Annotated in this window: 17 protein-coding genes; 6 read left to right on the forward strand and 11 right to left on the reverse strand. The window is 59.9% G+C overall.

Annotated features, from left to right (window positions below; genetic code table 11):
* Positions 1–29: 29 nt before the first annotated feature.
* On the forward strand, positions 30–2,018 hold the full coding sequence (locus C1719_RS05560) for an oxidoreductase (protein WP_102374217.1): 1,989 nt from the start codon (positions 30–32) through the stop codon (positions 2,016–2,018).
* A gap of 54 nt (positions 2,019–2,072) precedes the next feature.
* Here C1719_RS05560 and C1719_RS05565 read toward each other — a convergent pair whose 3' ends face one another.
* Positions 2,073–3,614: an ASKHA domain-containing protein gene (locus tag C1719_RS05565; RefSeq protein ID WP_180963486.1), complete on the reverse strand. Its 1,542-nt coding sequence runs from the start codon at positions 3,612–3,614 to the stop codon at positions 2,073–2,075.
* A 272-nt stretch (positions 3,615–3,886) separates the two neighbouring features.
* On the opposite strand from C1719_RS05565, the gene C1719_RS05570 reads away from it, so the two are divergent.
* On the forward strand, positions 3,887–4,879 hold the full coding sequence (locus C1719_RS05570) for a uroporphyrinogen decarboxylase family protein (RefSeq protein WP_102374219.1): 993 nt from the start codon (positions 3,887–3,889) through the stop codon (positions 4,877–4,879).
* A 53-nt stretch (positions 4,880–4,932) separates the two neighbouring features.
* Here the strand turns inward: C1719_RS05570 and C1719_RS05575 are convergent, their stop codons facing one another.
* The 6 genes from C1719_RS05575 to C1719_RS05600 all read right to left on the reverse strand — a co-directional run bounded on the left by C1719_RS05575 (position 4,933) and on the right by C1719_RS05600 (position 10,828).
* Complete coding sequence (locus C1719_RS05575) at positions 4,933–6,174, reverse strand: aminotransferase class V-fold PLP-dependent enzyme (protein WP_102374220.1); 1,242 nt, start codon at positions 6,172–6,174, stop codon at positions 4,933–4,935.
* A gap of 14 nt (positions 6,175–6,188) precedes the next feature.
* Positions 6,189–6,623: a SufE family protein gene (locus C1719_RS05580; RefSeq protein ID WP_102374221.1), complete on the reverse strand. Its 435-nt coding sequence runs from the start codon at positions 6,621–6,623 to the stop codon at positions 6,189–6,191.
* 15 nt (positions 6,624–6,638) lie between these two features.
* Positions 6,639–7,079, reverse strand: coding sequence for a hypothetical protein (locus tag C1719_RS05585; protein WP_146007846.1), 441 nt, complete (start codon positions 7,077–7,079; stop codon positions 6,639–6,641).
* 69 nt (positions 7,080–7,148) lie between these two features.
* The gene (locus C1719_RS05590; RefSeq protein WP_102374223.1) at positions 7,149–8,696 is read right to left on the reverse strand and encodes a hypothetical protein; all 1,548 of its coding nucleotides are present in this window, start codon (positions 8,694–8,696) and stop codon (positions 7,149–7,151) included.
* Between the two features lie 122 nt (positions 8,697–8,818).
* Positions 8,819–10,381 carry a fucose isomerase gene (locus tag C1719_RS05595; protein WP_146007847.1) on the reverse strand — a complete coding sequence of 521 codons (1,563 nt, stop codon included), beginning with the start codon at positions 10,379–10,381 and terminating at the stop codon, positions 8,819–8,821.
* A 42-nt stretch (positions 10,382–10,423) separates the two neighbouring features.
* Entirely contained in the window at positions 10,424–10,828 is a 405-nt protein-coding gene (locus C1719_RS05600) for a hypothetical protein (RefSeq protein ID WP_102374225.1), read from the reverse strand.
* A gap of 128 nt (positions 10,829–10,956) precedes the next feature.
* On the opposite strand from C1719_RS05600, the gene C1719_RS05605 reads away from it, so the two are divergent.
* A complete protein-coding gene (locus C1719_RS05605) occupies positions 10,957–12,609 on the forward strand; it encodes a PucR family transcriptional regulator (RefSeq protein ID WP_102374226.1) in 1,653 nt (550 codons plus the stop codon).
* 55 nt (positions 12,610–12,664) lie between these two features.
* Here the strand turns inward: C1719_RS05605 and C1719_RS05610 are convergent, their stop codons facing one another.
* The 4 genes from C1719_RS05610 to C1719_RS15855 all read right to left on the reverse strand — a co-directional run bounded on the left by C1719_RS05610 (position 12,665) and on the right by C1719_RS15855 (position 16,334).
* A complete protein-coding gene (locus C1719_RS05610; RefSeq protein WP_102374227.1) occupies positions 12,665–12,964 on the reverse strand; it encodes a hypothetical protein in 300 nt (99 codons plus the stop codon).
* 81 nt (positions 12,965–13,045) lie between these two features.
* A complete protein-coding gene (locus C1719_RS05615; RefSeq protein WP_102374228.1) occupies positions 13,046–13,396 on the reverse strand; it encodes a 4Fe-4S dicluster domain-containing protein in 351 nt (116 codons plus the stop codon).
* 11 nt (positions 13,397–13,407) lie between these two features.
* Entirely contained in the window at positions 13,408–15,831 is a 2,424-nt protein-coding gene (locus C1719_RS05620) for a molybdopterin-dependent oxidoreductase (protein ID WP_102374229.1), read from the reverse strand.
* Between the two features lie 272 nt (positions 15,832–16,103).
* Positions 16,104–16,334 (reverse strand): hypothetical protein, encoded by a 231-nt coding sequence (locus C1719_RS15855; protein ID WP_219717820.1) that lies wholly within the window; start codon positions 16,332–16,334, stop codon positions 16,104–16,106.
* A gap of 355 nt (positions 16,335–16,689) precedes the next feature.
* Here C1719_RS15855 and C1719_RS05630 point away from each other — a divergent pair, with 355 nt between their 5' ends.
* The 3 genes from C1719_RS05630 to C1719_RS05640 all read left to right on the forward strand — a co-directional run.
* Positions 16,690–18,333, forward strand: coding sequence for a response regulator transcription factor (locus C1719_RS05630; protein WP_102374230.1), 1,644 nt, complete (start codon positions 16,690–16,692; stop codon positions 18,331–18,333).
* A gap of 179 nt (positions 18,334–18,512) precedes the next feature.
* Entirely contained in the window at positions 18,513–21,059 is a 2,547-nt protein-coding gene (locus tag C1719_RS05635; protein ID WP_102375936.1) for a molybdopterin-dependent oxidoreductase, read from the forward strand.
* Positions 21,060–21,389, forward strand: a 330-nt coding sequence (locus tag C1719_RS05640; RefSeq protein WP_102374231.1) for a 4Fe-4S dicluster domain-containing protein, incomplete at its 3' end; no start/stop codon positions are given.

The following is a 21,389-nucleotide window of genomic DNA, read 5'->3' on the forward strand; positions in this document are numbered from 1 at the left end:
GGCGGGCCTTCGTCTAGGAGGAGGTCGCCATGCAGTATCGTAGCCTGTTCGAGCCGGTTCGCATTGCGGGAATCGAGCTGCCGAATCGTTTCGCCATGTGCGCCATGGGCCCTATGGGCTTGGGCGATGCGGAGGGCGGTTTCACGCAGCGGGGAATCGATTATTACGTAGAGCGAGCGAAGGGCGGTACGGGCCTTATCATCACGGGCGTAACGCATGCCGCCAACAACATCGAGGTGCACGAGTACCCCTCAACGCCCTCGGCAACCATCAATCCGCCTCACTTCATCAGGACGGCGCGCGAGATGACCGAACGCATTCACGCGTACGGTTCGAGTATCTTTCTGCAGCTTTCAGCAGGTTTCGGACGGGTTTTCGCCGAAATGGCGCCAGGGGAACTGCCCGTATCGGCTTCCCCCATCCAAAATCGCTGGATCGACGTTGATTGCCGCCCCCTTACGGTGGATGAGATACGCGATATCGTGCGGCAGTGCGGTCAGGCGGCGGGCATTGCCAAAGACGCCGGTTTCGACGGCGTGCAGATACACGCGGTGCATGAAGGGTATCTGCTCGATCAGTTCGCCATATCGTTTTTCAACCAGCGCACCGACGAGTACGGCGGATCGCTTGCGAACCGCTTGCGCTTCGCGGCCGAGGTGTGCGCGGAGATCAAGCGCGTATGCGGGGATGATTTTCCCGTTACGCTGCGGTTTTCGCCGAAAAGCTTCATCAAGGATTGGCGCGAGGGCGCTCTGCCGGGCGAAGAATTCGAAGAGAAGGGGCGCGACGTTGCCGAGGGCGTGGAAGCGGCGCGGCTTTTGGAGCGCTACGGCTACGATGCGCTCGATGTCGATGTGGGTTGCTATGATGCCTGGTGGTGGAACCATCCGCCGATGTATCAGGAGAAGGGGCTCTACCGCGCATACGCGAAAATGGTGAAGGAGGCGGTGGGCATTCCGGTCATATGCGCGGGCCGCATGGATGATCCGGATATGGCGCAGGCGGCGGTAGCCGATGGCACGTGCGACATCATCGGTCTGGCGCGCCCTCTTTTGGCCGACCCCCATTACGTGAACAAGCTGCGCGCCGATGACGTGGCGGGCATTCGCCCCTGTCTTTCGTGTCACGAGGGCTGCCTGGGGCGCATGATTCGTTACAAGAACATCTCGTGCGCGGTCAATCCCGCTTGCGCCCGCGAGCGCTACGCGCAGCTTACGCCGGCGCTCGAGAAGAAGCGGATCGTGGTTGTGGGAGGCGGTCCTGCGGGCATGGAGGTCGCGCGGGTGTGCAAAACGCGCGGCCACGAAACGGTGCTCTTCGAAGCCCGTGATTGCTTGGGCGGCAATCTCGTATGCGGCGGCGCTCCCGATTTCAAGGAGGACGACCGCGCCCTTGTTGCCTGGTACGTCGAACAATTGGAGCGTCTGGGCGTTGACGTGCGGCTCAATGCTCCGATGACGGCCGAGGCGCTCGAACGCGAAGCATGCGACCATATCGTCATCGCTACGGGCGCCCTGCCGAAGATGTTCCCTCTCGGCGATTCCGAATTCGTGTTCGGGGCCGAGGAGGTGCTGATGGGAAGAGCGGATCCTGGCGAGGCCGTGGCGGTGATCGGCGGCGGTTTGGTTGGCTGCGAACTTGCGCTGTGGCTCGCGCGGCAAGGGCGGCGCGTGTCGATCGTGGAGGCGCTCGACGACATCCTCAAGCTCAACGGCCCGCTGTGCCCAAGCAACTTCGAGATGCTGCGCCTGCTGCTTGTTCAGCAGGGGGTGGATATCGTTACCGGCGCATCGGCGACTTCGTTTGCGGCGGGCGAGCTTATGGTGGAGACCGCCGAGGGCAGCATGGCGATTCCCGCAACGGGCGTTGTCGAATGCGTCGGCTATGTTGAAAACGATGCGCTGTACGAAGCGTGCCGATACGGAAAGCATCCCGTACACAAAATAGGCGATGCCCGCACGGTGGCCAACATCATGAACGCCATTTGGGACGCCTACGAATTGGGAAGCTCCCTGTAGCATCTCCTTGCGCCCAGGCGCCTCGCGGGCGGGCGTCTGGGCGTGATGGCCGGTTCAGTCGTCGAATCCCATGGCCTCGATGTAGCGTTCGTTGAACAGGGGGCTGGTGGACAGCTCAAGGTACTCGCAGTGCGCGGCGACGCGTTCGATGGCTGATCTTCCCTCGTCGAACAAGGCCTCGACGGCCCCTTTGCCTGCGGCGTTTCCCAAAGGCACGATTCGGGCGCCTAAAGCGGGGGGAATAAGGCCGATTTTCGCGGCGCTCGCCGGCCGAAAGTGCATGCCGAAGCCCCCTGCCAAAAAGACGTTCTCGATATCGTCGTCGGATGCGCCGAGCGTTTCCATCATGGTTTCGATGCCGGCTCGAAGGGCCGCCTTCGCAAGCTGCACGCATCGGATGTCTTTCTGGGTTAGATAGACGCGGTGTGCAGCATCGAGATAGCAGACGGCTTGCCCTTGCTCCCTTCCAACGAGAAGCGCGAATCGGGAGGGGGCTTCGTCCTTGTCGGCAAGGTATCCGGTTTCGTCGACAAGGCCGGCCTCTATCAGGCATGCCACGGCATCGAGCAGTCCTGATCCGCACAGCCCGAGGGGCTCTTTCCCGTCGATCGTTTCGATGGCAAGGCCCTCTTCCGACAGATCCACGCGCGAGATTGCTCCGGGCATGGCGGGCATGCCGAAGGTGATGTTCGCTCCTTCGAACGCCGGTCCTGCGGCAGTGGCGCAGCACAGCAGGCGATCACGGTTTCCCAGGGCCATCTCCCCGTTTGTTCCGAGGTCGATGAAGAGCTGGATCTTTTCTCGCTCGGCAACCTGCGCGACGCAAAGCCCAGCGGTTACGTCGCCGCCCACGTACCCGGCAACCGCCGGGGCGAAGTAGGCGGATTCTCGCGCGTCGCCAGTGCTCTCGTACAGGGCGATTTCGGATCCGAACAGCGTAAGCGGTGCGAAGGGGGACGTTCCGATCGATCGGGGATCGAGCCCTGCAGCGAAGTGCTCCATGGTGGTGTTGCCAACTAGGGCGATGCGCGTGATGCGCGCGGGGTCCACATGCAGCTTGCGGCAAAGCTCGTCACGCGTTCGGTCGATGCCGCTGCGCAACAGGCCGCAGAGGGTTTCCATGCCCTCGACGGTGCTTGCTGCGTCGATACGGGCGATGACGTCGGCCCCGAAAGCCGCCTGTGGATTGACTTTGCCCGCCGTACCCACGATGGAGCGCGTTTCCAGATCGACGAGAGTGAACACCATCGTGGTCGTGCCGATATCGACGGCCAATCCGAGGGGGGAGGATTCTCCCGTGCGATCGGCGCTCGCCTTGTCGAAGGCTTCGGCATCGGATGCCCCCTCCACCCGCATTGCCGCAATGTCTTCCATGATGAGCTCGGTTCCGTCCGCTGCGGGGGTTTGGCAGGCGAGACGGTAGCCGACGCTTTCTCCGTCGCGCACGAGTACGCGGCATCGTCCGCACGTGCCTGCGCCTCCGCAGGGTGCGAACACCGTTTCGCCGGCGTTTTGCAGGACTTTGAGCAAGGTTTGCCCCGAAGCTGCCTCTACGGAGCGCGTCGTGCCATCTTGGGCGTGTATCGTCAGGTGCATGCGTGTTCCTTCTCGCGTTTTCCCTGAGGCAATGATATCCCATAGTTCGCTTTCGGCAGGGGGACGAAACGTCTTATGTGGCCGCAGCGGGGAAAATAAGACGCAGCGCCCTATGACTCGTTTTCGGGACATCGATACAATCGAATTGCCGAGCCGCTCTGCATCCGATGGCGTAAACGAACGGATGGTGCGTGCAGCCCGTCGACGCGAATCGGCGGACATGCGGTGCGGGGTTGGCTTTCCATCGACACGCAACGAAAGGAAACGATCGCATGCTCACGAAACGCCAGAACCTGCTCGAGTGCATCCGCGGGGGCAATCCCGACCGCTACGTCAACCAATACGAGGCGCTGGGTCTGATCATGGCAAGCCCTTTGAGCGACTACTCCCACAAGGAAACCGACCACTACATCATCGACGCATGGGGCTGCTATCAGATGCAGATCGAAGGACAGCCGGGGTTGTTTCCCATGCACGATATGGAGCATCGGGTTATCACGGACATAACCGAGTGGCGCGATCAGGTGAAGATTCCGGGGTCTGTTGACGATTCGGCGTTTTGGGAGCCGATCGCCGCCCGCGCCGAAGCCATCGATCGAAACGAGCAGTTCGTGTGCAGCGCCATCATCCCCGGCATTTTCGAGCGAGTGCATCATCTGTGCGAAATCACCGAAGCGCTTGTCAATTTCTACGAAGAACCCGAGGAAATGCATGCCCTTATCGACGAGATCGTGGAATGGGAGCTGCGCTTGGCCGAAGCTCACATCAAGTACGTGAAACCCGACGCTTTGTTCCATCACGATGATTGGGGCACCCAGATATCCACGTTCATGGCTCCTGAAATGTTCGAAGAATTCTTGTTGGAACCTTACAAGCAGGTGTACGGCTACTACAAGGACCATGGCGTTGAGCTGATCGTCCATCATTCGGACAGCTTCGGCGAAACGCTCGTGCCCTACATGATCGATATGGGCATCGATATCTGGCAGGGCACGCTGCGCTCGTCCAACGACATTCCGAAGCTCGTCGATACCTACGGCGGCAAGATCGCATTCATGGGCGGCATCGAATCGCAGATCATCGACAAGCCCGATTGGACCGAAGACGAGGTGCGCGAAGAGGTGGAGCGAGCCTTGTCTGAAATCGGCCGCACGACGGGTTTCATCCCATGTTTGACGGCGGGCTTGAACGACAGCGGCTATCCCGGCGTGTACGACGCCGTGAGCCGCGTGATCGACGAGTGTTCGAGGCGCGATTTCGCGTAACCGTGTAAACGGAAGCGCTTCGGCGGCGGGAGCGATCCTGCCGCCGCTTTGCGTCAGCGCGCCGCCCGCAGCATTGCGACGGTGCGCGCGAGCAGGTCGATGCACGAATCGACCTCGGTGGTCGTGTTGTAGAAGGCGGGGGAGAGCCGCGTGACGTTCTGCACCTTGTAAACCTCGTGAAGCAGCGGCTGGGCGCACTGGTTGCCCGAGCGCAGCGCTACGCCCTGCTTGTCCATGAACGTTGCCAGGTCGAAGGGATGCACGTCATCGACCGTGAACGAGAGGCATCCTGCGCGCACGGCTGGTTTGCCGAGAACGCGAACACCCTCGACCGACTCGAGCGCTCGCTCTGCGTAGGCAGTAAGCTCGTGCTCGTAGGCTGCGATGTCTGCGCGCCCCGTCGACTCGATGTAGTCGATGGCAGCGGCAAGGGCGATGGCTCCGCTGTAGTTGGGCGTTCCCGCTTCAAAGCGCAGGGGAAGCTCCTCGAAGGTGGTCTTTTCGGTGCTCACCTTGTCCACCATCTCGCCTCCGAACCGCACGGGAGAGAGTTCGGAGAGGATGCCGCGTTTGCCGTACAGCACGCCGATGCCTGTGGGCCCGAGCATCTTGTGTCCCGAGAAGCAGAGGAAGTCGCAGTCGAGCTCTTGCACGTCGACGTACTCGTGGCGTATGCTCTGCGCGGCATCGACGAGCAGATGCGCATCGTGCTCATGCGCCATATCGGCAATTGCGCGAATCGGGCTTACGCAGCCGAGAACGTTTGAAACGTGGGCGACGGCGACGAGGCTTACGTTCTGGGTGTGAAGAACCTCGCCGAGCGCATCGAGGTCCACATCGCCTTCAGGCGTGAGCGGAATTACTTCGAATCGTGCCCCCGTGCGCTTGCAGAGCTGCTGCCAAGGGACGAAGTTCGCATGATGCTCAAGCGCTGTGACGGCGATGGTTGCATCGGGCTTCACCCGATCTTCCCACGCGCGGGCGACCATGTTGATGGAGTCGGTTGTGCCGCCTGTGAAAACGATCTCGTCCGATGACATCGCATTGACGAAGCTCTGTACCGTTTTTCTCGCTTGCTCGAATGAGGCGGTGGAACGCTCGCTCAAGGTGTGGATGCCGCGATGCACGTTGGCGTTGTCAGTGCGGTAATGCGCCGACAACGCGTCGAGGACGGCTGTGGGCATTTGCGTTGTGGCCCCGTTGTCGAGATAGATAAGCGGGTGTTTGCCGATGGCCTGATCGAGGATGGGAAAGTCCTTGCGGATCGTTTCCACCTTGTTCGTGAAATCGTTCATGGTCGATCGTCTCCCTATTGGTTGGCAATAGTTTTGCTGAGGGTTTTAATGGTAGCGCAAATCGAGGTGAAACCATTGAGCCTATCGTCGGAAAATGCGGCTTTGAGGTCGGTTTTCTCAATGAAGGCGATGTTTGCAGCCCCGATTTCGCAAGCCGTGCGCCCATCGAGAAGCGAAACCATAAGGGAGAGGATGCCGCGTACGATGAGCGTGTCGCTGTCGGCCCGTATGCCGACGGTGCCATCGTCTTTTTTCGAGACGAGCAGCCATACTTGCGATTGGCAGCCGCCAACGAGCGTACATGCGCTTTTCTCTTCGTCGGACAGGACGGGAAGCGTCGCCGAAAGCTCGAGAAGGTAGGTGTATTGCCCGAAAACGTCCCCGAGGGAATTGAGTTCGTCGATGACGAGTTGCTGCTCTTCGTCGATAGATGGTCTTTGGGTGCTCATCTGTCCTCCCGCGTTCTATTGGCGCTGCAGGAGCTGTGCACGAACCGCATCGCAGAGTTCAGTTATCGTAGTGATGTCGGCCGTCGTCTCGGCGTCGATGTCGATTTCGAGGGCTTTGTTGAGGGCAATGGTGAGCAGGATCTTCTTCGTCATAGAGGAAGACGTGCCTTCGCATTTCGAATCGAGTTCGTTTTTACGTACCTGCTCGATCGAGACTCCGATGCCTCGAGCGATGCTCGCTTCGCCGAGATGGTTGAGATATTCGGTCTCGAGCATGTCTTCCGGTTCCAGAAGGTAGCGCAGCCGCACGTATTCCCTGACGGTTTCGCAAAAGGAATGCTCGTCGCCCTCGCGCGGGTCCCATGATTCGAAAAGCGAATCCGCTCGCGTCGCCGCGTCTGTCACCCGTTTCCTGAGGGCGTGATTGGGATTGCGAGCGCTGACGTTGTATTCCATGGCGTACTCCAATCGGGCGTAGTGAAGAAGCGCCCGGATGAGGACATCCGGGCGCTTCGGGGAAAGGATCTAGTCGAACACGATGACCTCAACGCCCATCATCGATCCGAGCTCGACCAGCTCGTCGGCGTAGTCGCCGTACACGAGCGGCATGTGGCAGCCGAACTCGAGTTGGGCATGGAACAGGCCGTCACGATCCTGTACCTTGAAGTAGATGCCCTCGGGGCAGCCGTAGCGGTCGTAGCCGGTTCCGCCGACGATCTCGCCTTTGATGACGAGCATTTTGGTACCAGCGGGGTTGAAACGCATGAGCGTCACGGTCTTGCCCTCGTCCTCAGCGAACTTGTAGCGAAACGTTGCGCCGAACCGCTCGTTGGCAGCGAAGGGCCCGATGGCGTACGGCGCGGGATCGGCATCGTATCCTTCCATGTAGCGGTTGGGGACGGCATGCCAGGTGCAGTAGAGCTGGTTGGGATATTTCTGGATGCACGGCTGGTCGCTGAACCAGTTCTTGGACACGATCTCACCTTCGTCATCGAGCACGACCGGCGTCGTATTGGACTGATACGGCGCTTTGCGGGACAGGCAGCTCAGAATGGTGATGGCGTGCAGTGCGTTCATATCGCCTTCGCAAGCCGATGCGATGCCGCATTCGTTGTTGAGCGAGTGTCCGAGGCAGTAGGTGACCTGCTCCTCGTTGATACGGGTGGTCGCGCAGCATTCCTTGCACTGCGCGGTGAAGGCGTTGCATTGGAAATGATCCATGAGCTTGCGAGTGAGCACGTTGAAGCGAACGCTCTTGAGGATCTTGTCGCGATCCATCCAGCACTCTTCGGCTTCCGCCATGAGCTCATCGGTGATGCGGCCCGCTTCCTCTTCTTCCTCTTCGGTCAGATTGCAGACGGTGCGCAGAGGAAGCGTGTAGTTGCCGGTTCCGTCGCCCGAGTGGAGCTGGTCCATCATTTCATGCATGTTGATCGACATGGCCTGTACGCCGAAATCGGCCTCGACCTCGAAATCGTCGGTGAGGAAAAGAGGCCCTTCGTGGCGTACCATCTTGAGGACGCGGGTGCGGTGCAGCGCTTTCATGGTTTTGAAGCAGCGTGCCTTGCGAACGACCTCGTTCCAGTCGATGCAACCGTACGCATGCGGATAGTTGCGGTTCTTCAGCTCGGAGAGCTCGGAGAGCGTGATGGCCCCCGAGTTCGTGAGGATCATGATGGGCTTGTGGTAACGGCCTGCGATTTCGCGAACGAGGCGGGGCATGGGATTGCCGTAGAGGAAGAACACGTCGACATCACCGAGCACCGCATCGATCTTCTTGAAGTGCTCTTCGTCGAAGAAGAACTCATCCGAGCATGCAATGCACATCGGTTCGAGCGCGTTGACGTCAGGATCGTCTCCGAAGGTTCTCTCGAGGCGCTCGCCGAATGCCTTGAATCCGATGGCGGTGGCCTTCGTGTCGAATTCCTTGGTGAGCTCGTCTTTGTCACCGAATCGGCAGGGACCTTCGTAGGCTACTTCGTGAATCAGCGAGCCGAATATCGGAAGGATGTTCACCTTCACGTCGATCGGCTTTTCGATGGCTTCCATTGCCTTGGTTACTGCTTTGACCATGCTAATCTCCTTTTCGTCTGACCACCGGCTTGTGTCTGGTGGGCCGGTTTTGCTTTGCGTCTTGTCGGGCCGCTTCGGCCGAGGGCTCGCGCATGTCCGTGCTCAGCCCTCGGCTGGCTGCCTTATTCGCAGGTGAGCACTTCGAGCCCGAGCATTTTCGCAAGCTCGATCGCGTTGTCGTACACGTCGCCGTATACGAGCGGGATATGGTTGCCGACTTGCAGCGAGCATTCGTAGAACTTCTTCGAATCCGCCACCTCGAAGAATGCGCCTTCGGTGCAGTTCTCGTCTTTGTATCCGATGCCGGCGACGATGGTTCCGCGGGCGATGAAGATCTTTTCGCATAGCGGATCGAAGCGGCACATGGTGACCTTTTTGCCTACATCCTGGTTGAAGTCGTAGCGAATGGTTGCGCCCCAGCGCCCTCCCATTGCAAACGGCCTGATTGCGTAGGGTGCTTTATCGGCGTCGAAGCCCTCGAGCAGGCGGTTGGGCGTAGCGTGGAACGTGTAGGCGATGTTCTCGGCCGATGTCATGGCGCAAGCTGCGTCGTTGTACGAATCCTTATTGCGCATGAGCAGGGGGGAAACTTCGAGTTCGGGATCGTTTACCACCTTGCCGATGGAAGTGTTTCCCATGTAGGGCGCGCTGAGCGAGAGGTTCGAGAGAAGCACCATCGAAACGAGCGCCGAAAGATCGTATTCGCATGCGGAGCAAATGCCGTTTTCGTTGTTGAGCGAATGGTTCAGGCACAAGGTGAAGCGGCCCTCGTTCAGTCGGCGGGTTGCGCACATGTCGGGGCAGGGAGCCGCGAACGCATTGCATTCGAGCTTGTTGAGCAGTTTGTTTACGAGATAATGCGCTTTGACCGAGGGGAAGATATCCTCGCGGGTCATGTCGCATTCGACGGCTCCTGCAACGAGACCGTCGACGATGGCGTTGATCTCCACCTCGTCTTCGTCGTTGATGTTATCGCACTTTCTGCCGGGCAGCGTTGGATTCGTGGTCGGATCGACGTTGTTGGTTTGGTCCATGAATTCGTGGAGGTTGTAGTAGCGGAACTGCACGCCGAGGCGTTCGGTGACCTCGTCATGATGGTAGAACGAATCGAGTGCGGAGAGCGAGTTGTTCGAGTTGTTTCGCGGAACGCAGAGCACCCTCGTGTTGGCGATCGCCTTGCGGGCGCGCAGCACCTTCATGCCCTCGATCGCGTCCTCCCAGCTCGGCCAGCCGTATGCTTCGCAGCCGCGCGGGCGCAGCGAGGCGACCATGCCCGAGTCGTTGCAGCATTGCAGAACCGACGCAAGCGGCTTTTTATATTTTTGGGCAAATGCGAGTGCGAAATCGATTCCGAAGGGATGGAATTTGATCAAGTACAGATCGGCCTCATCGGCGTTTTTGCCCATTTCGTCAAGCAATTCGTCGGTGACGGGAAACGTTTCATCTCGCTTGATGACGATGGGTTCGAGGATATTGACGAAATCGATGCTTCCGAGCTTGTCGGTTACCTCGTCGACGAATCCCTTGTGGATCATGGCGATGCGCATGAGGTCGTATTCCTTGGTCAGCTGCTCGCCCTCACCGAACCGGCAAGGGCCCTCGAATACGTATTCGTGGTAGATCGAGATCGTTACAGGCTGTACGTTGAGCTTGATGTCCTTGCCTTTGGTAAAGGTGTGTTTCATCGGCGATTCTCCTGTTCTCGTCTGCGGGGCGCACATCCCGCGTTATCGGTGCGCTTTCAGCAGCGCCGCGCTGAGCAGCGCTGCCAGTTCCCGTACGGTGGCGGTGCACGCTGCTTTTTCGGGGTCGAGGTCGATGTCGAGTCCCTTGCGCAGCGATATGAGCAGCAGCAGATGTTTCGTGGTTTCCGATGACGAGCCGGCGCAGTTCACGCCTAAATCGCTCAGCTTCGCCGGGTCGTCGGACTGCTCGAGGGTTTTCTTGATGCTGTAACGGGTGAATGCGGCAATGTCGTCGTTCCAGTACGGATCGTCTTCGAGGAGATAGCGCAAGCGTATGTAGCGCTGCAGCCCAAGGTAGATTTTTTCGGGGTCTGTTTCCGTTCGGAGCTGTTCGAGTTCTTCGCGAGCAAGCGACTCGTTGCGTTTGACATGCGATTTGATGTCCACGATGCCCCCTAGGCCGTTGGTCTTTCTCGTCGCCGTCATTGTATGGAGCTGATAAAGGGAATAAAATGGCATGAATGACAAATATGGACAGAGTTTTTAGCAAATAAAATGAGGGGTTGATAGTAACAATGTCGGTTACCATGCATATGCTTCTAGAGCACTGGGGCGATCGCGTTGTCAGCGCCCCGCGCATGGCGAGTGAGCGCTTCTCCCAGGTTGCCCTTATCGCGTCCGGGGTCGATGATCTTGCCGGAAGGGGCGAGGGGGGAGCGGCGGCGGAATCCGATTCGGCCATCGAACCCGAAACGATCTACTGCGGCTACGAACGTCAAGCAGCCGATTTTCTCGTTGCCCATCCGGAAGCGTGTGCTCTTGGAATCGGCGACGGTTCGACGCTTGCTTCGATCCCCCCGAGCTGCGCCATGCGGTTCGCCATCGTGAAGGACGACCGATCCTTTTCAAGCGTCTTCGAAGATGCGCGGCGGTTTCTTCTGAAATACGAACGATGGACCGAGCGGATGAGGGCGGTTTTGTTCGAGCATGGCGATTATCAGAGCTTCCTCGATTGCAGCACAGACATATTCGAAGACTTCGTGACCATAACCGATTCTTCGTTTCGCCTGCTCGCCTATACGAAGGATGTGCCGATCGACGATCCTGTCGTGATGCGCCTTGTTGAGGAGGGCTACCATGCGAAAGAAACCGTCGACAAGTTCAAGAAGTACGGAGCGGTCAAGCGCTGGCAGACGCAAACCGGCATCCTCCGCGTCGAGCAGACGCGCATCGTCGAAAACCCGACGCTGAGCTACGTGTTTCGCATGCATGGCAGCTACTTCGTCCACATCGTGCTCCAGTGCACAAAAAACCCTCTGTCCGATGCTTTGGTGGATACGTTTCAGATGCTGATCGACTGCCTCGAACTGTATGTGCGGCACGATTGGACGGCGCGCCATCAATTCGACAAGGATTACGCCGCGCTGTTGTCCGATCTCGTGATGCGGCGTCCCCAGAACCGCGACCTGCTCCTTAAGCGGCTTGAACGCGCGCGGATGCCGCTCGAGGGAAGCTATCGCCTTTGCGTGATGGAGGTCGATGCCGAAGACGAAGAGGGGCAGCGGGTACTCGGGTACTACGCATGGAGGTTGCTTGAGGCGGTACCGCTTGGCAAGGCAAGCACCTTTCAGGGAAGACTTCTCCTGCTTGTCGAGGATCGAGGGGAGCCGGGCGGTGGGAGCTGCGATGGTTCGAACGATCCGAGCGAGGCGCTCGCGTCGTTTCAGAAAACCTACGGGGGAGTGTTCGGCGTCTCGGAGCCCTTTCGCTGCATCACCGACGTTCCTTACGCGTATCGGCAGGCGCGAATCGCCATCGAGTACGGTCAGCGCGATGCGAAGTCGCTAGCGACGCTTTTTTCGATCCCGAAGCCGGAGGCCCCGATGTATCGGTTCAAAACGTATTTCCCCTCGTACGTTTACGAGCAGGGGCGGCAGGAATCGTCGTTCGTGTCGTATTGCGTGAGGAACAGCGCGGTTGCCGGGATCGTCTGTTACGACCGCGAGCACGGAACCGATGACGCCGAGATGCTCTTCACCTATCTGATGTGCGAGCGGCGGGCGAGCGACGCGGCCGAACGGCTCCATATGCACCGCAACACGCTTGTGTATCGAATCGACAGGATGAGGGAGCGGTTCGGCATCGATCTCTCATCCCCTGCCGAACGAGAGGAGATCATGCTGGCGTTTCGCCTGCTTCCAGCCCGTTTAGCGGATGGAAGCGACTGAGCGCCGAGCGCAATGCGGTCGGCGCTCAGTCGAGAGCAATGCGGTCGAGGCGGCGCTACATGAACACGATGGTTATATCTTTGCGCGCCGGCTCCTGACCTTTGTCGAGGTACGCTTTGCCGCCGCCGATCTGCGTTCCCTGAGCGTCGTAGGACATGCAGACCCCCATGTAGGGTTTCGCGTGCTCCTGCCCGTCTTTCGCCTTGTCGGCTGCGAGCACGTACTTGTTCGCCTTTTCATCGGCGAGGAACTGCTCCTGAAGATCCTGCTTCGCTGCTTCGAGATCGATCGTTGCGTTTTCCTCGATGAACGCTTGGAACTTCTCTTCTCCCCGGATGGTCACGTTCACTTCCATGGTATTCCTCCTTATGCCGGTCTGAACGAGAGGATGCCCGCCGATCGCTTCGGGGCGATCGGCGGGCGCGTGCTCGGGCGGTTATCCCTGAATCGGGCTGTAGAGCGCCCAGCGGGTTTTGCCGTCCATCTTCTTGGCGAGCTCTTCGATATCGCCGTAGTACATGCACCATGCCTGGCAGGCTTGAACGCATGAGGGAAGCTTGCCCTCGGCGGTGCGGCTGTCGCAGAGGTTGCACGCCTTGGTGATCGTGGGGTTGTAGACCCACTCGTAGGGCGTGTCGGCGCCGATTTCCGTTTCGTACTCGTAAGGGCCGACCTCGGTCAGCTTGATGCCGAACTCGCCCTTTTCAAGGCCGAGTTCGTTGCGGCAGGCGACCTCGCAGGAGTGGCAACCGGTGCAATATTCGTAGTTGATGAGAATGCCTTTCATGGTTCACTCCTTTAGTTCATCACGGTCACGACGGGTTCTTCGACCGGCTCGTAGGGCTTGCCGGGTTCGTACTCGGCAAAATCGCCCTTTTCGGCTATCACCTCGTGAGGCAGCACATCCCCCTCCTGGCACGGGTAGATCTTGCACAGCATGCTCTTGATCGCCGATCCGATGCCCCCCTGGCCGGTGCGGAACGCTTCGGTCATGTTGTTGAGGTTCGATTCGTAGGTGCCGTAGAAGTTCGGCTCTGCACCCTCCTGCTCGGGGAACCACCAGCCGTGCTCGGCATGCACGCGTCCGGGCCGCACCTCGATGGTTTCCTTGACTTTCTGCTTGAAGCGGGCGCCGCGGCTGTTCTCGACCCAGATCCATTCCCCGTCGCGCACGCCGTAGCGCTCGCAATCCTCGGGGTTCACCATGATGAGCGGCCAAGGATGGAACTCGCGCATCGTGGGCAGCTGGCGATGCTCGGAATGGAAGAACTCGAACGAGCGGCCACCGCCTGAAAGGATGATCGGGTAGTCCTTGTAGGTTTCGGGCGTGGAAAGCGGGCTCTCGGGCGGCTCGATGTGGTAGGGGAGCGGATCGACGCCCCAGTGGTCGTAGCCGAACGACCACAGTTCGATGCGACCTGTAGGCGTGTTGAATCCGGGCTGCCCGTCGGGGCGCAGCATGCCCTTTTCGTACTTGCGGTACGTGGCATCCCAATCCCAGTACGCGGTTCCGTTGCAGCTGTTCTCGCTTGGGTTCTGCACCGTCTCTTCCCAGGTGCGGTCATATTCGGTTCCGCCGGGGGTGAGCTGGTCGGTAAGGTACCAGGTGCACCATTCCTTGTCGTCTTTCCACGGCCAGTGCTCGGGCTTGATCCGCTTGCCGAGCTCGAGGCAGATCTGTTCGTCTGATTTCGCCTCGTAGTAATCGGTCACCTTGACCATGGTGCGCACGGGCGTCCACCAGGTACGGCAGGAGTTGCGCTCACAGCTCATGGCGACGGGGAGAACGATGTCGGCCAGCGCCTGGGCGGTCGGGGTCATGAACGGATCGGCCACTACGATGAAGGGCACCTTCATGAGGGCTGCGCGGGTACGGGCGGGGTCCATCGACGCGCAGGCGAGCGCATTGGAGCTCTGGATCCAGAACATCTCGATCGAATAGGGCTCGCCGGTTTCGACGGCCGAGAGGATGGCGTCGGAATCGGCGCAGGACACGATGTTCGATTCGTTGATGCCCGATTTGTCGGGGATGAGCTTCTTTGCGTACACCTCGGGGTCGATGTACTCGTCGCCGAGTCCGTAGCGCTTCTCGATGAGGTAGGCGCAGCGGTACAGTGCGTTGCCGCCAGGGTTGTCGATATTGCCGGTGATGGCCATGATGTCGGCAACCGCTTCGGTGACGCCGAGGGCTGCGATCTGCTGTTCGAACGCGAGACCCCACTGGCATGCGCAGCTCGAAGAGGTTGCGATGAGGCGCGCGGCTCCCCGCAGCGCTTCGGGGTCGACGTCGCAGAGGGGGCTAGCCCACTCGGGCGTTTTGTCGGCTACGCGTTCAGCCAGCAAATCGAACCCGTAAGTCCAGCAGTCGACGAAATCATGGTCGTAGAGGTCTTCGGAGATGATCACGTTGAGCAGCGCCATGGCCACGATGGCGTCGGTGCCGGGACGGACGGGCAGCCAGTAGGCGGCGCGGGCGCCCCACCACGTCAGACGGGGATCGACGGAGATGATCTTCGAACCCATCTGCACGCACTGGACGAGCCAGTGGCCCAAGAACCCGTCTGCGTTCGACTTGATGGGCTCGTTGCCCCATACGAGAATGACGCCGGGAGCTTGCCAGTCTTCGTTGGCATAGCGATTGTAGTGCGCCTGCGAGGCGTCGACGATGATCATATCGCCGTATTTGGCCGAGGTTCCGATCATGCGCGGGAGGTAGCAGGCGAAGCCGGTGAAGCCGAACGTGGACACGTTCGGGGTCTCCATGCATGCCGAAGCGAAATACGGCACCTGCCAGCCGATGTTGCGGCCCGTTCCGTGTACGACGACGATGGATTGGGAGCCGTGCTCCTCCTTGATCTTGAGAACCTTCTCGGTGATCTCGTCGTAGGCTTCATCCCAGCTTATGCGCTCCCATTTGCCTTCGCCCCGCTCGCCTGCACGGCGCATGGGGTATTTCAGGCGATCGGGATGGTTGACGGCCTCGGGCATGTCGAGGCAGCGCATGCAGAGCTTTCCGTTGGCGACGGCGTTGAGCGGGTCGCCCTCCACCTTCTCGAGCTTGTTGTCTTTGGTATACAGCAAAACGCCGCATCCCATGTGGCATCCGGGAGGCGACCAGTGCGTGGTGCGCGTTACGGTGAAATCCCCCTCTTGCCACTGCCATTCGCCTTCATGGTAAGCCTTGCGGTCAAGCTTATCCATATACTCCTTGTAGTCGGCCATAGTGCTCCTTCCTTTTCGTCTGGCACCATCGGACGATGCCGTGCGTCGCAATGCATGACGCTTCGATTCTATGGAGCAAGGGGTTTCCCCCGCATGGCGAGCGAGGGCCTATTTCGCTTGCGCGGTTCTGAAAAGCATTAGCAATGAAGACCTATTTCTGGCAAAACCGCCTGTTTGGCGAAGGACCGAGCGTTTTTGCGGGTAAAACGAAAAAGGGATCCGAATCGGATCCCTTTCGATTTTCCAAGTGCGGTAAATCCGGTTTAGCCGGTTTACTTCGGCGCGCCGGGGGCTTTGGGGGCGCCGGGTGCGCCGGGGGCGCCAGGGGCTTTGGGAGCGCCGGGGGCACCGGGGGCGCCAGGTGCCCCCGGCATGCCCGGAGCTGCGGCGGCTGCGGGGAGCTTCTCTCCGCAGGCGGGACAGGTTTCGGCATCGGCTGGACAGGTGGCACCGCATTTCGGGCAGTTGCGATCGAGTGAAACGGCGGCAGGTCTAAAACACATGGGCGTACTCTCCTTATCGTTGCTCTGCTCCGACAACTCGTCCGGAGCGCCTTCATTATGGGCGCTCCGGGTTTTGCGGGGCATGCGCAGGGATGCCCTATATTTGCCGCCAGCCTAATACCTGAGGTATTATGGTTCGCTTCTGCGAACGGTTGATTAGGGTTTTTCGCCCCTTTGTTTCTTTGATCGAATACCTAAACTTAACCGTATCGAATCAAGCCGCAAGCGGGCGCGAAAGAGATGAAAAAAAACCGAGGAGGGAAATATAGTAACATATTACTAATATGACGAGAGTGTGGGACGCGACGGGAGTTTTTCTTCGCCCTCGGAATAGGCCGGCGGGGGCGGTGATCGTATGGGGGTGATACCGTTGGCTGAAAGCGGAGTGAAGTTGATGGGCGAAGGACGCAGTGCACCGGAGCTCGGCGCCGGTCGGGCGTCGTCGGACGGTGCTGGGGGTTGGATACTCGTCAACGCCCGCATTCTGGTTGGTTTGGTCGGGGCCGTGTCGTGCTTTTCGTGGTTGTTCGTCATGCTCGGCACATCGATATTCATACCGTTTGCCGATCTTGAGAATGCGGCAACGGGGATCGCGCATCTTGCATTTCTCGCAGGTTGTTGCGCGATGCTGCTCGTATGTTGGAAATTTTCCGATTGGCTTTCGACCCACAGGATCGTACAGGTGGGTCTTGCCGCCGTGTTCGCGCTCGTCGGCTGCGTCGGCTTTTCCTTTTACGAGTTGGCCGCGTCGTGGTACGAAGTGTTCGGCTTCGTGCTGGGCTGCAGTTTCTCGCTTACCTATACGCTGTACGGCGAATATATCTGTTTGTTCTTCCGTTCTGACATCAAGCCGTACATCGTCGGCATCTTTGCGGCGGGCGTATTCATGTGCACGGGCATTCTGTTCGCCGGCCCCGAGACGAGCTTCCTCTTCGCGATAATTTTTCCCGCTATCGCCATCGTCGCCTACGCGATTGCCATGGTGCTTCTGCGCATCGATACCGTCGAGGTCGTCAAGGCGAAGGTTTCGGACAAGCGCAGCCAGGTTGTATGGCGCTCCTACCTTGCCACGGCAACGTCGGGCATGGCGCTCGGCTTCGCGCTCGGTTGCATCCTGTCGACGCAGAACGCGCAGTCGGGGGTGTTCGTCGTAATCGAGGTGGCGCTGCTGGCGACCTGCATAGGCCTGCTCGTCGACTCTCTTCATAAAAACATTGCGAACGAAACCGCGACGATGCGCCTGTTCCTGCCCTTTTCCGCAGTGGTGGTGTTTCCCATCCTGTTCGTTCAGGAAGAGATTCGCTTCGTGTTCGCCGTCCTGCTTCTGTGCGGCGCCATATTTCCCACCACATGCTCGCTTTCGGCGATATGCCGCCATATCGTTCTATGCGATCTTTCGGCGATACGCGCCTTTTCGTTCGGCCGGTTGATCAGCTTCGGGGGCATCGCCCTTGGAATGGTCATATCGTTCGCCGGGTTCTCCGAATCCGCGATCGAATACTTCGGGCCAACCGCCACGACGCTTTCGGTCATCCTGTTCATGGCGCTTGTGATCTTCTCGGCATCGTTTGTGATGACCGAAGACAACTATCCCGATCAGAACAGGTTCAAGCAGGCGGAGGTGAAAAGCGAGACGGGGGAGGACGAACCTGTGCTCGTGGCTGCTCCGGGTACGCCCATCCGTCGAATCGCAAGCGAGCAAACCGAGCCGAGCGAGAGCCCGGATGGCGATGACGCGCGGTTGACGCGTCCTGGCATCTTCTATCTCAAGTGCGAGGCGGTCGCCGATCGGTTCGATCTGTCGAATCGGCAGAAAGAGGTGCTCGTCATGCTTGCGAAAGGCCGCAATGCCGAGTACATCACCGAAAAGCTCGTCATATCGTCGCATACCGCCAAGGCCCACATCTACAACATCTACCAGAAAACGGGCGTGCACTCCCGTCAGGAGCTGATGAACCTCGTCGAGGAAACGGAAGTCGATTTGTCAGGTTCGGACTAGCCGTCGGAGCACCTGCGCCAAGCAGCGCTAATCCCTGGTGGCTTAGCGCTGTGTTTTTAACCATTTTCACCCCATGAAAGAGCAACCCCCATCTTCTATCGTTGCGAAAGAGATTGCGGATGACGTTCGTTTCGGGCGAACGTCTCGCAAGCGCATTCAAGACGGAAAGGAAGGTGCTTATGCTCTTTGACTACAAGGCCTTTTTAAACGGGGTTGACCGCGAAGCCTACCACGAGGGCGAATGGCAATGGGAGGAGGATGGCTACACTGTAACGAGGACGTACACGTACTCGGCTCCCGGATGCCACGATTCCTGCGGCGTGCTCATGTACACCAAGGACGGCAAGCTCGAGAAGGTCGAGGGCGACCCGCTCGACCCGTGCGCGAACGGCAGGCTGTGCATGCGCTGCCTGAACCTGGCGGAGGGCGTGAACTACGCCGACCGCCCCAAGTACCCGCTGCGCCGCGCGGGCGAGCGCGGCGAGAACAAGTGGGAGCGCATCACCTGGGAGGAGGCTCTCGACGAGATCGCCGACTGGATCCGCGTGAACATCGACGAGGCGGGGCTCGGCCGCGAGTCGATCTTCGTGAACCACGGCACCGGCCGCAACATATCGTCGTGGGTGCCGTTCCTCGGCGGCGCGTGCCTGGGCACCCCCAACATCGGCGCCATAGGATTCTCGGGCTACTCGTGCTACCTGCCGCGCACCTGCGGGACGGCGGCCGGTATAGGCGACTTCCCGATCGTCGACGCGTCCGAGGGCCACGAGGACCGCTACGCCAACCCCGAGTGGGAGCGTCCCGACGTCGTGGTCATCTGGGGCTGCGAGCCTTTGCGCTCTAACGCCGACGGGTATCTCGGCCACTGGCTCAACGTCTGCATGCAGATGGGCACCGAGTTCATCTCCATCGATCCGCAGCTCACCTGGTGGGGCGCACGTGCCGAATACTGGCTGCCCATCAGGCCTTCAACTGATTTGCCTTTGGCGCTCGCATGGCTCAACGTGATCACGCAGGAAGATCTTGTCGATCACGAGTTCATCGAGTACTGGTGCGCGTACTACGACGAGCTCAAAGAGCATGTCGCGCAGTTCACGCCCGAGTGGGCCGCCGAGATCTGCGAGGTTCCGGCGGAAGACATCGCCGCAGCCGCCCGTTTCTACGCGAACGCCGAGCGCGGCGCCATCCAGTGGGGCCTCGCGTTCGATACGCAGGTCGACTCCATCCAGCTCTGCCAGACGGTTTCGAACCTCATGAGCGTGTGCGGCAACATCGACAAGCCGGGCACGAACATCCTCGTGCGCAACGGCTTCGAGATCAACCCCGGCTACGCGACGGCGCAGTTGTACTGCGACCCCGACACGTTTGCAAAGAAGCTTACCGTCGACCTGGTGCATCCCGATTGCGTGCAGTTCATCGGCATGGCCGACTGCGATGCGGTCAACCGTGCATTCGAAACGGGCGAGCCGTATCCCATAAAGATGTTCTGGTCGCAAGGCGCCAACGGGATATCGTGCTCGGCAACCGCTGCGCCCCGTGTTCACAAGATGCTCCAGAACGTCGAGTTCTGCGTGGTGGCCGATCCCTACATGACGCCGACCGCAGTCGCTTACGCCGACATCTTCCTGCCCCTGAAGACCACCGCCGAGCGCGACTCGATGCGCGTGTGGTGGACGCCCCTGCGCGCCATGAAAGCCGTGAGCGAATGGTACGAGGCCAAGTCCGACGAGGAGCTCATCGTGGCGCTCGGCAACAAGCTCAACCCCGAGCTGTTCCAGAAGAGGTGGCCGACCCTCGAGGCCCTGCTGCAGGATTACCTTGACGTGGGCTTCAACATCTACGACCCCGAAACCGGCAAGAGCTACAAGAGCGCGGGCCGCTCGAAGGCGGGCATGATCGAAGTTGACGACGTTCATACCGACTACTGGAAGAAGCACCATGCGGACGGCGAGTGCTCGTTCGACGCGCTCGTGGAGAAGGGCGGATACGAGTACGACGATTTCTGCGCAACTTACCGCAAGTACGAAAAGGGCATGCTGCGCCCCGACGGGCAGCCCGGCTTTGCGACGCCTTCGGGCCGCATCGAGCTCGTGCCGTACATGACGTTTGGAGCCTGGGGCATTCCTCCTTTAGCAGAGCATGTGGAATCGCTTTCCATGAAACGCTGGATGACCGATCCCGAGTTCAAGAAGGAGTACCCGTTCATCTGCATCAACGGCTCGCGCTCCTACGAGTTCTTCCACTCGGAGAACCGCCAGCAGGCCACGATGCGCGAGTTCCATCCGATGCCGCTTGTGAAGGTGTCGACGAAGACGGCCGAGGAGTACGGTCTCTCCGAAGGCGAATGGATCTGGATCGAGAACACGGAGGGACGGTGCCGCCAGAAGGTCCATATCGATCCGACGCTCAACCCCAACTATGTGTACGCCGAGCACGGCTGGTGGTTCCCCGAAGAGGAGCCGGCGTTTCCGCACCTGTACGGCACGTTCGATGTCAACATCAACAACCTCACGGCATCGTACGAGACGGGACCGGGCGGCATCGGGTGCCCGTTCAAGAGCATCGTCTGCAAGATATACAAGTGCACCGACGACGTAGCCGAACCCGCGCCGGGCGAGGTTGTTACGCGCCTCGGGGGGTTCAGGGACGATTACGTTGCCGGCGAGCCGTATGCCTACGGCATGGAGGATTCCTGGCAGGAACGCCAGAAGAGAGGGGAGGAGTAGATGAAGGGCATTCTGATCAACTACGAGTTCTGCACCGGCTGCCATTCCTGCGAGGTTGCCTGCAAGAAGCACCTGGGCCTGCCCGCCGGCGAGTTCGGCATAAAGCTCACCGAGACGGGCCCCTACGCCTACGAGGGCAAGACGGGCAAGGACCGCTGGGAGTGGACGTGGCTGCCGGTCATCACCAAGGCCTGCGACATGTGCGCCGACCGCGCCGAGAAGGGCAAGCTGCCCATGTGCGTGCAGCACTGCCAGGCGTGGTGCATGTACTACGGCGAGGTCGACGAGCTCGCCCGGAAGATCGACGGGACGTCGCGCTGCGCGCTGTTC

The sequence above is a fragment of the Raoultibacter massiliensis genome, assembly GCF_900199545.1.
In the GTDB taxonomy this organism is placed as follows: domain Bacteria; phylum Actinomycetota; class Coriobacteriia; order Coriobacteriales; family Eggerthellaceae; genus Raoultibacter; species Raoultibacter massiliensis.